This window comes from Bacteroides eggerthii (assembly GCF_025146565.1).
GTDB lineage: Bacteria > Bacteroidota > Bacteroidia > Bacteroidales > Bacteroidaceae > Bacteroides > Bacteroides eggerthii.
In genome coordinates this window covers 2,463,330-2,476,343 of sequence record NZ_CP102258.1, presented here as the reverse complement: position 1 = coordinate 2,476,343, position 13,014 = coordinate 2,463,330, and the positions used below count along the sequence as shown (strand labels likewise).

General features: G+C 47.3%; 10 protein-coding genes. 5 read left to right on the top strand and 5 right to left on the bottom strand.

Going from position 1 to position 13,014, the window contains the following annotated elements:
• Positions 1 to 2: 2 nt before the first annotated feature.
• From NQ546_RS10180 to NQ546_RS10160, 5 genes are all read left to right on the top strand, one after another.
• Positions 3 to 1,511 carry a 4Fe-4S binding protein gene (locus NQ546_RS10180; protein ID WP_004290043.1) on the top strand — a complete coding sequence of 503 codons (1,509 nt, stop codon included), beginning with the start codon at positions 3 to 5 and terminating at the stop codon, positions 1,509 to 1,511.
• Between the two features lie 42 nt (positions 1,512 to 1,553).
• Positions 1,554 to 2,945, top strand: a complete 1,392-nt coding sequence (locus NQ546_RS10175) for an aldo/keto reductase (RefSeq protein ID WP_004290042.1) — start codon at positions 1,554 to 1,556, stop codon at positions 2,943 to 2,945.
• 5 nt (positions 2,946 to 2,950) lie between these two features.
• Positions 2,951 to 4,843 (top strand): TonB-dependent receptor, encoded by a 1,893-nt coding sequence (locus tag NQ546_RS10170; RefSeq protein WP_004290041.1) that lies wholly within the window; start codon positions 2,951 to 2,953, stop codon positions 4,841 to 4,843.
• A 118-nt stretch (positions 4,844 to 4,961) separates the two neighbouring features.
• Positions 4,962 to 5,474, top strand: coding sequence for a hypothetical protein (locus NQ546_RS10165; protein ID WP_004290040.1), 513 nt, complete (start codon positions 4,962 to 4,964; stop codon positions 5,472 to 5,474).
• A gap of 247 nt (positions 5,475 to 5,721) precedes the next feature.
• Positions 5,722 to 6,534, top strand: a complete 813-nt coding sequence (locus NQ546_RS10160; RefSeq protein WP_004290038.1) for a TrmH family RNA methyltransferase — start codon at positions 5,722 to 5,724, stop codon at positions 6,532 to 6,534.
• Positions 6,535 to 6,595: 61 nt separating this feature from the next.
• Here NQ546_RS10160 and NQ546_RS10155 read toward each other — a convergent pair whose 3' ends face one another.
• The 5 genes from NQ546_RS10155 to NQ546_RS10135 form a co-directional block, all read right to left on the bottom strand.
• Positions 6,596 to 7,942 carry an MFS transporter gene (locus tag NQ546_RS10155; protein WP_004290037.1) on the bottom strand — a complete coding sequence of 449 codons (1,347 nt, stop codon included), beginning with the start codon at positions 7,940 to 7,942 and terminating at the stop codon, positions 6,596 to 6,598.
• A gap of 148 nt (positions 7,943 to 8,090) precedes the next feature.
• Complete coding sequence (locus NQ546_RS10150; protein WP_004290035.1) at positions 8,091 to 8,990, bottom strand: glycerophosphodiester phosphodiesterase family protein; 900 nt, start codon at positions 8,988 to 8,990, stop codon at positions 8,091 to 8,093.
• 38 nt (positions 8,991 to 9,028) lie between these two features.
• Positions 9,029 to 9,901, bottom strand: coding sequence for a sugar phosphate isomerase/epimerase family protein (locus NQ546_RS10145; protein ID WP_004290034.1), 873 nt, complete (start codon positions 9,899 to 9,901; stop codon positions 9,029 to 9,031).
• Positions 9,901 to 10,980 (bottom strand): MBL fold metallo-hydrolase, encoded by a 1,080-nt coding sequence (locus NQ546_RS10140; RefSeq protein ID WP_004290033.1) that lies wholly within the window; start codon positions 10,978 to 10,980, stop codon positions 9,901 to 9,903. The genes NQ546_RS10145 and NQ546_RS10140 overlap by 1 nt, the downstream gene beginning before the upstream one ends.
• A 27-nt stretch (positions 10,981 to 11,007) precedes the next feature.
• Positions 11,008 to 13,014, bottom strand: a complete 2,007-nt coding sequence (locus NQ546_RS10135; RefSeq protein WP_021940694.1) for an outer membrane protein assembly factor BamB family protein — start codon at positions 13,012 to 13,014, stop codon at positions 11,008 to 11,010.

The following is a 13,014-nucleotide window of genomic DNA, read 5'->3' as shown; positions in this document are numbered from 1 at the left end:
TTATGTTACGTACTATCAGACTGACACTTGCAATTGTATTCTTTGCGCTCATCACACTTCTGTTCCTCGACTTTAGCGGAACACTGCATGGATATATGGGATGGATGGCAAAGATACAATTCCTCCCCGCACTACTCGCACTAAACGTAGGTGTAGTACTGCTGCTTGTTGTATTGACCTTACTGTTCGGACGCGTCTATTGCTCCGTAATCTGTCCTCTCGGTGTATTTCAGGATGTCATTTCCCGGTTTGCCGGCAAACGGAAGAAAAACCGTTTCCGCTATTCCCCCGCACGAAAATGGCTGCGCTATGGAATGTTGGCATTGTTTTTCGTCACCCTCGTTGCAGGCGTACGTTTCCATGCCGTCGCTTCGCTGCTTGAGCCATACAGCTCCTACGGGCGTATCGCTTCCAACCTTTTTGCTCCTGTCTATCAATGGGGTAACAACCTGCTGGCATACCTGGCGGAGCGGGCAGACAGCTATGCCTTCTACGAAACGGAGGTGTGGATGAAAAGCCTGTCCACCTTCATCATAGCCGCAATTACTTTTATCGTACTGTTCATCTTGGCATGGAGAGGCGGGCGCACCTACTGCAACACGATTTGCCCGGTGGGTACGGTGCTCGGTTTCCTGTCCAAATACTCCCTCTTCAAACCCGTCATAGACACCACGAAGTGCAACGGCTGCGGACTTTGCGCCCGCAACTGCAAGGCGTCCTGCATCAACTCCAAAGCCCACGAAATAGATTACAGCCGCTGCGTAGCGTGCATGGACTGTCTGGATAAATGCAAACAGGGAGCTATCACCTATACCCGCCGCCATAAGTCAAACACACACCGGACATCTGCCGGAGAAGAAACCGCTTCCGCCCAACCGGTCGACGATTCCCGGCGCGCTTTTCTCTCCGCAACGGCAATATTGGCCACAACAACCGCCCTAAAGGCGCAAGAGAAAAAAGTGGACGGCGGATTGGCAGCCATCGAGGAAAAGAAAATACCTGAACGCGCCACTGCCATCACTCCTCCGGGCTCAATGAGCGCCCGCAACTTTGCGCAACACTGTACGGCCTGCCAACTCTGCGTATCGGTATGTCCCAACCAAGTGCTGCGTCCTTCCTCCGACCTCACACGACTGATGCAACCGGAAATGTCCTACGAACGCGGCTATTGCCGGCCTGAGTGCACCAAGTGTGCGGAAGTGTGTCCGGCAGGCGCCATCCGCCCCATAACGAAAGCCGATAAATCGGCCATTCAGATAGGGCACGCCGTATGGATAAAGGAAAATTGCATCTGCATCACCGACGATGTGGAATGTGGCAACTGCGCCCGTCATTGTCCGGTTGGCGCAATACAAATGGTAGCTTCAGACCCCGAAAACCCGGAATCCAGAAAAATACCGGTTGTCAACACCGAGCGCTGCATCGGCTGCGGAGCATGTGAGAATCTTTGTCCGTCACGCCCGTTCAGCGCTATCTATGTGGAAGGGCATATCATGCACAGGACAGTGTAGGATGTAATAAAATGATAGGGTGATAAACAATGATAATCAATTATGGAAAAGAACAATAACAACAATAAAATAAACCGCCGGGATTTCTTCAAACTCGCCGGCGCAGGAACACTCGCTTCGGCAACTGCATTGTACGGTTGCTCCGGCCAAAAGAACAGTTCGGACAGCGAATCGGCCGCATCAGGCGAGATACCTACCGACAAAATGGTCTACCGCACCAACCCTACAACAGGCGACCGCGTATCCATACTGGGTTACGGCTGCATGCGCTGGCCCACCCGGAAACGGGCAGACGGAAACGGTGATGAAGTGGATCAGGAAACCGTCAACGAACTGGTTGACTATGCCATTGCCCATGGCGTAAACTATTTCGATACGTCGCCCGTATATGTGCAGGGCTGGTCGGAGAAGTCAACCGGCATAGCACTGAAACGCCATCCGCGTGAGAAATTCCTGATAGCCACCAAACTGTCAAACTTCTCCAACTACACCCGCGAAAACTCAATCGCCATGTATCGGAAATCATTCGAGGATTTGCAGGTGGACTACATCGATTATTATCTGCTGCACTCCGTCGGCAATGGCGGTATCAAGACCTTTCAGGCACGATACATCGACAACGGCATCATCGATTTCCTAATGGAAGAGCGCAAAGCCGGGCGTATCCGCAATTTGGGATTCTCATATCATGGAACGGTGGATGTCTTCGACGAAATATTGGCCATGCACGACCGGATACACTGGGATTTCGTACAGATACAGCTCAACTATGCAGACTGGAAACATGCTTCGGGCAACAACGTCAACGCCGAATATCTGTATGGAGAACTCGTAAAGCGCGGCATACCCGCCATCATCATGGAACCGCTATTGGGCGGACGTCTTTCCAAACTGAACGACCACTTGGTGGCACGTCTGAAACAGCACCGACCGCAAAGCAGTACGGCTTCCTGGGCTTTCCGCTTTGCCGGAACGTTCCCCAATGTGCTGACAGTACTGAGCGGCATGACGTATATGGAGCATTTGCAGGACAACCTCCGCACTTTCTCCCCTCTCGATCCTTGTACGGAAGCCGAAATGGCTCTGCTGGAAGATACGGCGCAGATGATGCTCGCCTACCCCACCATTCCATGCAACGACTGCAAATATTGCATGCCTTGCCCCTACGGACTGGACATCCCGGCCATTCTGCTGCACTACAACCGATGCGTCAATGAGGGCAATGTCCCCAAAAGCAGTCAGGACGAGCACTACCGCGAAGCCCGCCGGGCCTTCCTCATCGGCTATGACCGCAGCGTACCGAAACTTCGTCAGGCCAGCCATTGCACCGGATGCGACCAATGCACCCCGCACTGCCCGCAAAGCATCAATATTCCCAAGAAACTACGGGAAATAGACAGCTTTGTAGAAAAACTGAAACAGGAGACGTTGTAGTACAGATGAGAAAAAAAGTAATATTACTCCTTTCGGTATCCGGCATTTGGGCTATGACAGGATTGGCGCAAACGGCCAAAGACAGCACGCGCGTTGCCCGAAGCCTGACCATAGATGAAGTAGTAGTGACGGGAACAAGAAACGAAACGGACGTACGACATCTGCCGATGACCATCTCCGTAGTCAACCGCAAGGTGCTGGAACAGAGCTTCCAGCCCTCTGTCCTGCCCGTACTGACAGAACAAGTGCCCGGCCTATTCACCACAAGCCGCGGCATCATGGGGTATGGCGTCTCCACCGGAGCAGCAGGCGGAATGAGTCTGCGCGGCATCGGCGGAAGCCCTACGGCTGGTCTGCTGGTACTGATTGACGGACATCCTCAATATATGGGACTAATGGGACACCCCATTGCCGATGCCTACCAGACGATGCTGACCGACCGGGTGGAAGTTCTTCGCGGCCCGGCTTCAGTGCTGTACGGCTCCAATGCAATGGGAGGCGTCATCAATATCGTGACCCGTAAGATGCAGGAAGACGGCATAAAGACCAATGCGCAAATCGGTTACGGCTCGTACAACACATTGCAGACGGAACTCTCCAACCGCATCAGAAAAGGGCGTTTCAACAGTATCGTTACCGGCTCGTACAACCGCACCGACGGGCATCGGGAGAACATGGAATTCGAGCAGTACGGCGGTTATGCCAAACTGGGATATGATTTCAATGCCGCTTGGAAAGTGTGGGGTGACGTAAACATCACCCGGTTCAAGGCATCCAATTCGGGCGAAACCGATAATCCATATATAGACAACGACTCCCGCATCACACGCGGCATGGCTTCATTCGCCCTCGAAAACCATTATGAAAAGAGTTCCGGCGCCCTGAGCTTCTTCTACAACTGGGGACGCCATAAAATCAATGACGGCTATCATCCCGGCGGAACACCGCAGGAATCCCACTTCAACTCTAAAGACAGGATGCTGGGCGTGTCATGGTATCAAAGCGCAACGCTCTTCGCCGGCAACCGCCTCACCGTAGGTTTCGACTATCAACACTTCGGCGGCAAGTCATGGAACAAAATGGTGGCTACCGGCGAACATATTCCGGGAGTAGACAAACAAATGGATGAGTTTGCCGGATACGTTGACTTTCGTCAGGATCTCGGCGACTGGTTGTCTCTCAATGCAGGTATCCGCGTGGACCACCACTCACATGTGGGTACGGAATGGATACCGCAAGGAGGACTCTCATTCCACCTGCCCGAACAGACGGAGATGAAAGCAATGGTGAGCAAGGGGTTCCGCAACCCCACCATTCGCGAGATGTATATGTTCCCGCCGCAAAACCCGGATTTAAGGGCGGAAAGCCTGATGAATTACGAATTGTCATTCTCACAGCGGGCATTGGACGGCGCTTTATTTTATGGCATAAATCTCTATTATATTGACGGAGACAACATGATTATGACCGTTCCCACCGACGGTAAACCCAAAAACATAAATACGGGTGAAATAGAGAATTGGGGCGTTGAAAGCAATATCAGCTACCGCATCACTTCTTGCTGGCAGATAAACGCCAATTACAGCTGGCTGCACATGGAGAATCCGGTGGTGGCCGCTCCCGGTCATAAACTCTATGCAGGGGCTGATTTCACACAAGGGCGTTGGAGGGTTTCGACGGGTCTGCAATATATAAAGGATCTATACACCAACGTGAACAAAGGCAAAGAGAGAAAAGAAAGTTTTGTTCTCTGGAACCTGCGTGCCAATTACCGTTTATGCCGGTATGCCGATATTTTCGTAAGAGGTGAAAACCTGTTGGCACAGCGCTACGAAATAAATGCCGGTTTTCCGATGCCCAAAGCGACTTTTATGGGCGGAGTGAATATCAACTTCTGACTAATTCGGACATTACTGTTGCCAAAACCGTATCTGTTTGAAATAATAGTTATAACTTTGTAAACATAAAAAATGGTTATTCTTTAAACTAAATGATTACTCTTTAAACTATAAGAATATGGAAACAAAAACTGTAAAACTCTATTCGCTGGATTACAGCAACGTAAAAACTTACTTGATAGCCGCATTGTTCATTGCAGGCAATATGGCATTACCCCAACTTTTCCACCTTATACCGCAAGGCGGCATAACATGGTTGCCCATTTATTTCTTCACCTTAATCGGCGCATATAAATTCGGCTGGAAAGTGGGATTGCTGACTGCAGTTCTTTCCCCGATAGCCAATTCATTATTGTTCGGAATGCCGCTTCCGGCAGTACTCCCCGCCATCTTGCTGAAGTCCGTATTGCTGGCAATAGCCGCCGGTTGGGCAGCACACCGTTTCAACCGCATTTCCCTCCCTATCTTATTGGCTGTTGTACTGTTCTATCAGATAGCAGGTACTTTAGGCGAATGGGCCATGGTTGGCAGCTTCTTCCAAGCTGTACAGGATTTCCGCATCGGCCTGCCGGGAATGGCAATGCAGATAGTAGGCGGATATGTATTGATCAGATACAGTGCGTCTCTGTAATACCACAAATACGTTTAATAGTTTAGATGTGTGGTGTGCATAAGATTCTGCATACATAAGTAATGAGAATATCAATTATGTATGCAGAATTTTTCTATTATAGAGTACAGAACATTTGAAACATTGGAAACAACACTCCTGTTGCCATAACAGCACATGTTTCGTTGTGATTACCTTTGCGTAATAAATCATTTATATTACAAATAACAACCAAAGCATCATTCACAAAAAGCCATTTAATAGTAACATGCCCATCATAGAAATAACCTCCCTTTCACAGCCGGGGGTAGAAATCTTCAGTACACTCACCGAAGCACAGCTACGCAACCGTATCGAACCCTCCAAAGGCATCTTCATAGCAGAAAGTCCCAAAGTTATTTCTGTCGCTATGGATGCAGGCTACGAACCGTTAGCTCTTTTGTGCGAGCAGAAGCACATTACAGGCGATGCAGCCACCATTATTGAACGCAGTGGCAACATTCCCGTCTATACCGGAGAGAGGGAGTTGCTCTCCACTCTCACCGGATATACTCTTACACGCGGTGTCCTATGTGCTATGCGTCGTCCTAAGCCGCGCTGTATTGAAGAAGTATGCCGGAAAGCCCGTCGCATCGTAGTAGTGGACGGAGTGGTTGACACTACCAATATCGGGGCAATCTTCCGTTCGGCTGCTGCCCTCGGCATAGATGCCGTACTGCTCACTCCTACTTCCTGCGATCCGCTCAATCGTCGTGCAGTAAGAGTGTCTATGGGTTCGGTATTCCTCGTACCATGGACATGGCTGGACGGCCCTCTCGGCAAACTTAATGATTTAGGATTCCGTACTGCAGCTATGGCACTTACAGATGATTCTATCTCTATTGACGACCCTATCTTGGCAAACGAGCCAAAGCTGGCTATCGTAATGGGTACTGAAGGTGACGGGCTATCACACAAAACGATTGCCGAAGCCGATTATGTAGTCCGCATCCCCATGTCACATGGAGTCGATTCGCTCAATGTAGCTGCCGCTGCTGCCGTAGCTTTTTGGCAGCTCCGCTTCCCGTTATCGCAACCTTAATTACCCCTTCCAATCGGTTTTCGAAAAGGTGATACGCTTCTTCTGTCTCCTCTAAAGAATACTACTCCCTATTCCTCGCATTCCACACCAGCAATGCCAACAATACAGACATCAATGCAGCCCCTATCCAGAACCAGTTGATATAAGTGAAGTCATAAACTTCAACACCGTTGACAACATGCTTATTACCCTCAATCAGTACACCACTCATCACATCCTGCAAACCCGCACCGATATAACTCGCAATGCCAACCACACCCAAAGCTGCCCCCGAAGCTGTGCGGGGAGCAATGTCAACAGCCATCAAGCCACCCAAAAAGCAAATCAGCACACCGATGCCAAGCCCGAAAAGCACCATGGACAAAGCATCCAGCCAAAAGTGTACACCGGGAACAAGCAGGAAGAGGCAGAGAGCCACCACATTCATCAGACCGAAAATCAATGCCGGAATATTACGGCGACCGCCGAAAAACTTATCGGAGATAACACCCGAAAACATCGTACCGACAATACCGCAAACCGAACTGATGGAAATGATGAAACTCGCATCAAGCGTAGAATAACCCTTCTCCGCCTGCAGATAGAACACACCCCAACTATTCACCGCATACCGGCTGATATACATGAAAGCACTGCTGAAAGCAAGTATCCAGATAGCAGGATTCTTCAAGACTGACTTCTGGGCCCGGTTAAACTCCTCAGTTTCCAAAGCATTCATTGCTTTTTTCGCCCGGGGGACGTTGACAGCCGGAAGACCTTTACTCTGCGGGCTATCATGGAAAAAACGCCAAATGACCAAAACTCCTATAAGCCCCACAAGACCGGCACCCAGAAAACCATAGCGCCAGCCAAAGGCACTGACTACGGAAGCCACGATGATAAATGTCATCGCCTCCCCAATATTATGGCTGGCACTCCAAAAACCATAGAAAGAACCGCGCTCCTTGTCAGTAAACCAACGGGAAAGACCGACGACGCAAGAAGCAGCGCCCATGGACTGGAACCAGCCGCTGATGCCCCAAAGAATGGCAAAAAGAATAAAGGAGTGCACAAAACCGAGGAAAAGATTTACCAATGCAGTCACAAGCAACCCGGTGGACATGAAACGGTTGATATTACTCCGGTCGGCTAGAAAACCGTTTGTGAACTTGCCTACAGCGTAGGTAAAGAAAAGCACCGCACCGATAATGCCCAGTTCGGTTTCCGAAAAGATACCTTCCTCTACAATAGGCTTCTTCACCACATTCAGGCTCAGACGGCAGACATAATACATCCCATATCCCAAGGTTGCGGAAAGGAAGGTGGACCATTGCAACCGTTTCAAACTCCTTTGCTGCATGGACAAAGGCTCCCCGCTACAAGGTTTCGGCTGAGAAACCTTGTAAAAACTTATCAAATGTTTCAACATAATACTTTTTAGTTTAAATGTTCAGAAACCGGGGAACGGATGCCTTTCCGGTGCCGGGCAATAGATTTCCCGGCGCCGGAAGGGACGTTCCCCGGTGAGGAATGCCTCTTAGGCAAAGTACCGTTTCCCCAAGAACAAGGTACAACGGTTAGTTGTGTAATTTTTTCGCTCGCAAATAATCAAGCAACAGGGCAGGACGGTCGGTCTGAATCAGCTTCGCTCCCCGGCCGATGATCCAGCCCCAACTCTCATCAGGCTCATGCAGCTCTACGGCACGATCATCATCGTGACCCCCACAGAGTTCCGGCCAAAGGCTGTTGATGAAGATACGGGCACCGCTGGAACGAACTTTATCTATCAGACGCAGTACTTCAGGACCGTCGTTGTTGAACACCAACTCAAAAGCCTTAGGGCTCATGTGCGTGAGATAGCTATCTATGACTGCTTCCGCATCCGCTTTCTGCAAATTCACAACAGGCATGAAAATCATTTTGTCCAATACATCACCGTTTTCAGACTTCACCTGCTCGTAAGGCAAACCGGCTTTCATCACACACTGCCCCACCGTACCTGTCTTTTCAAGAATTGCGTATGCTTCTTTAAAATAGTCATAGCCCTTGTCCACATTCACCATGATCTTACCTTTACATAAAGTCATAACCTCTTCAAAAGTAGGAATTTGATGGCGCGTTTTACAACCGGCACCGTTTTTCAACCTTAATGCTTTCAATTCTGCCAAGGTATAATCCTCCGGACGTCCTTTTCCGTTCATTGTACGGTTAATCAGTTTATCATGCATCAGGACAAGATGCCCGTCCTTTGTTTTCTTCAGATCTATTTCCACCATATCAACCCCCATGTCAATGCAATTCTGAATACCTTGCAAAGAGTTTTCGGGAGCATTGCGCCAATCGGCACGATGAGCGACGACTAAAAGTTGAGAAGTATTTCCACTTAAAAAAGTGTTTCTGATTTCAGTAGCCCTATCCTGCCCCCAGCTCAACTGGATACAAACACATAACAATAAAAACAAATATACTTTCTTCATAAAACATTTCTTTTAACGGTTTATTATACGGCTATTCACTACTCACTGCCTGTTATATTTTTAAAAGTTTCGTAGATACGTGACGGAACAGGACGCGCCTTATTATGGTCGCAATCTTTCATAGCCTCGTACATAAATACTCCCTTATATCCATTGCTTCTCAGTTCTTTTACAAAACGCTGCCAATCTATTTTTCCCTGTGTGGGAAGCCAATGGCTTTCGTTTACTAAGTCAAAATCCGAAGCATGGATTGTTCCTATATGCCGGCCCAATATCTTCATGAAATGCTCAATAGAACCTTTGCTATAATGATTCGTATCAAAGCAAACTTTCACTCCGGGAATACCGCAAATAATCTCCAAGAGTTCTTCAGGCGTATTTCCTAAACAAGTACGCGGCAGATTTTCAATACACAACTGCGCCCCTATACGATCGGCATATGGTTTCAGGTACATAATAGAACGCTGCGCATTCACTATACGCCGGGCACGAACACTATCCGCTATTGGTTCTGAACTTGGATGCAGAACCAACCGGGCCGGTTTGAACTGTCCGCATTGCTCTATCATCTGCGCCATGAAACGAACATTTTTTGCACGAAGCGAGTCATCCAAAACCGAAATATCCAAGGTTCGGGAAAAAGGCAGATGAATAGACCATACCTGAATACCGGCACTATCCACCCTACTCTTCATCAGTTTGATACGAGGTATCACTTCTTCTGCCGGCACTCCCCGATAACACTGGTTAAGAGCCACTTCTATATAATGCACTCCCTGCATTTTCGCTTCCATAAAATCTGCTGCCACCGGATTTTTCCAGATGGCAGTAGTTGTCCCCACTTCATACTGTTGCGCATGGCAAATGAATGAAAGAGTGGACAGTACTGTCATAAGTATATATTTCTTCATCAGTTCAATTTACCATTTTTCCAAACTAACTTTTCACCCCACATAGGCACATATGTTTGTTGACAATTAATCTTTGAAGCACGTTCCCAAGCACTCTGCACAGTCCATCGGGAATCTTCCTCATCTGCATGCGAAAGTTCAAGAACATGTGACAGCAATACATAGTCAGGAGTCACTTGTCCTGTCCCGGTACCGATAATATCATTTTCGGTCAACGCATTGGGAGCATAACGGGGAATCAAAACATTGACATGATGATTGACGTCATTGGCATCGGTAATATCAGCATACTGCACAGGCTTAAAGTTAGAATCTCCTGTATGTATTAAAGTCAAACCGCCTGCATCGTCACCGCAATCTATATAGAAAACGGTTACAAAGTTTTTTAGGCTCGCTTCATTGTGATTGGTAATACATGTGCGAATTTTAAAATTGCCAATCGTATACTCCTCGGATTTTTTAGAATAAAATGGATACGAAGCAACCGGTTGCAAATAATTAGAGAGGACCGGTTTGTCCAAATCATACATAGCCTGAATCAAATTGTTACTATAATGGTCAGAATGTTTGTGCGTAACGCACAGGAAATCCAGATAAGGAGCGAACTCCTCGGCCCAACGATGAGATATATCTATACCGAAACACCCGGAAGGAGTCTTTATTATATATCCCATATTGTAAAGCAACCATATTTGTGCAGTTCCGTTTTCTACGGTAGAGCTTTTCACACCATCCAGAACACGTTCAAACGCTGTACGATAAAAATACAATATGGAATCGGATTTAGCCATATTTAAACTTGTTTGATCATATCCGGAAAGGAAGACACTGAAGTAGTCGGCCTTGCATTTATCTGCATAATCTTGGAGTTTCTCCATTGCATCCGTACGCTTCGCATCAAGAACCAGGGGAGATGTACTCCACAACTCCTGCGACGTTGCATTTACCGATGCGGCAAGGTTATCGAGTATTCCTTCATACCCCGTTACAATGCTATTATTATCATCGTCACTGCACCCCATAATCCCCACTGCCAACAAACAGCAAAGGATATATCGTATTTTTCTTATCTTGTTCATAGATTTTCTATATCTTTAAATTTATACTTATTTCTGCCGATTGGTACCTTGAAGATCACCGCCACGCATACTCCAAGAAGATGTTTCGGAAAGTGTGTTTACAGTGACAGCCTTAACAGAACCTATATTATTACTTTCAACCGTACCAAAATACAAGCGTCTGTCCGGACCGATCGTAACTCCTGCCATCACATTTTGTCCGACATTTTGCACCTCTGTCAATGCTCCGTTACTGTTCGTGTCCAACTTCCACACTTTCTTTCCTCCGCTATGTCCTACATACAAGTAGCCATCAGCTCCCAATGTAACTCCGTTATAAGTTAACTGTTGATTGGTACCTATTTCCTTAGACCACTCCAAATTTCCCGAAGCATTTACCGCATACACATGCGCATTTTTGTTTTTTGCACCTTTATCTGTAAAATAGACCACTCCATTCTTATCCACTATCGGAAAATAAGAGTCTGTTCCTATTCCCGAATTATAAGTCCATTCTTTCTTCCCTGTTACCATATCTACAGAAATCAGTCCACCGGTAGCTTTTAATGTTGCATATAAATGATTCCCATTCAAAGCAAATGAACCACGTTCTGTCACATTGACGCCTGTCAGAGGCTCAAAGCGTTTTCCTCCCGAAGCATCGAAAAAGAAAATTCCAAGACTGGTACCGGCATATACATTGCCATCTTTGTCAACAGCCACTGCGCTGCCATTACCACCTGTACCTAATGTCTCCTGAAATAATATCTTGCCATTGTCTTTGGTATCGAGTGCATACAAAGTAATCTTATTGGTAAGACAATAGAGCACTCCATCTTTCGACAATGCAGGAAAAGCGCCTGTTGCACCGTCCAACTGTACAGTCCATTTTGTATCACCATTAGGAGTGATAGCATATACTCTATTGGTGGCATCACATTGATAAACAGTTCCATCATCACCTACCAACGCACCCCCGCCATAGGTAAGCGCATCAATACCATATACCCATTTAAAATCTCCCGTAGCCACATCTATGGCAAACAAGTGTCCGGCCGGAGTGGAAGTAGGAATATACATTGTCTTTCCATCCGGAGAGAATACAGGATTAGAGACTTTCACATATCCGGTGTAGTTACCCGATTGCAGCTTAATCGAATTCCACTTATAATTCACCACTGCAACATCCATACTTCCCGTATCAGCAGTACCGTTTGTATAAGTCACAGTTACAGATACGGTATATTTATCTTTAACAGTTCCATAGGCATGTTGAGGGCTTAGCTCGGTAGAGATTGTTCCGTCACCAAAATCCCAGCTTACCGACTGAACATCACCACCCATGAAAAACATATCATTCAGCGTAAACGTTGCAGACTCCCAAAGTATCAATTCCGTCTTATCGGATTGGTCTATCAAAATAGGAGATAACTTTCCCGGAGTAGCAGAAGCCTCAACGACTTCGGAATTTCCAGTAGGATAAGAAGCTATCATGCTAAAGGTGTATTCCGTATCATTCACCAACCCGTCTACTACATAAAACTCCAAGGAAGTATCATCCAACGTTATCACCTTACCACCCGGATTCACCGTTATCTGATAGTTAGTGAAACGTTCGCTGTTGGGCTTAGTCCAACTCAGCCGCACCCGTTCACTACCGGCGGTAGCTGACAGGTCGGTCACAGGATAACGTGCATTCTTTGGAGTGCTCTTGACGGAAGTCTTACCGGCCAGCCCGTTCGCATAACGGGGCTGTACGGAAAAGCTGTAAGTCATATCATTTTCCAGATTCTCAACAACCACACTCTTTTTACCAGCTTCCACTGTCATCTGTCCGCCATCAGATCCGGCATTTCCGGCATCCCATACAACCAGATATTCGGACGGACGGGCGTTTTCATAGTCTTCCCATGCCAGCATCACACTCATATCTCCGGCGGTCGCTTCGAGGGATTTCAACTCATACAAATCAAAATTGGCTTTCGGCAGTTCTTCTTCACATGCAATGAAAACTGCTGCAAAGACCAATAACAAACTATATATTACTTTTTTCAT

Bases quoted from the DNA above. Each gene is read 5' to 3' on its own strand.
- NQ546_RS10155 (WP_004290037.1), bottom strand. From the start codon at position 7,942: ATGTTGAAACATTTGATAAGTTTTTACAAGGTTTCTCAGCCGAAACCT.
- NQ546_RS10145 (WP_004290034.1), bottom strand. From the start codon at position 9,901: ATGAAGAAATATATACTTATGACAGTACTGTCCACTCTTTCATTCATT.
- NQ546_RS10175 (WP_004290042.1), top strand. From the start codon at position 1,554: ATGGAAAAGAACAATAACAACAATAAAATAAACCGCCGGGATTTCTTC.
- NQ546_RS10160 (WP_004290038.1), top strand. From the start codon at position 5,722: ATGCCCATCATAGAAATAACCTCCCTTTCACAGCCGGGGGTAGAAATC.
- NQ546_RS10140 (WP_004290033.1), bottom strand. From the start codon at position 10,980: ATGAACAAGATAAGAAAAATACGATATATCCTTTGCTGTTTGTTGGCA.
- NQ546_RS10150 (WP_004290035.1), bottom strand. From the start codon at position 8,990: ATGAAGAAAGTATATTTGTTTTTATTGTTATGTGTTTGTATCCAGTTG.
- NQ546_RS10165 (WP_004290040.1), top strand. From the start codon at position 4,962: ATGGAAACAAAAACTGTAAAACTCTATTCGCTGGATTACAGCAACGTA.
- NQ546_RS10135 (WP_021940694.1), bottom strand. From the start codon at position 13,014: ATGAAAAAAGTAATATATAGTTTGTTATTGGTCTTTGCAGCAGTTTTC.
- NQ546_RS10180 (WP_004290043.1), top strand. From the start codon at position 3: ATGTTACGTACTATCAGACTGACACTTGCAATTGTATTCTTTGCGCTC.
- NQ546_RS10170 (WP_004290041.1), top strand. From the start codon at position 2,951: ATGAGAAAAAAAGTAATATTACTCCTTTCGGTATCCGGCATTTGGGCT.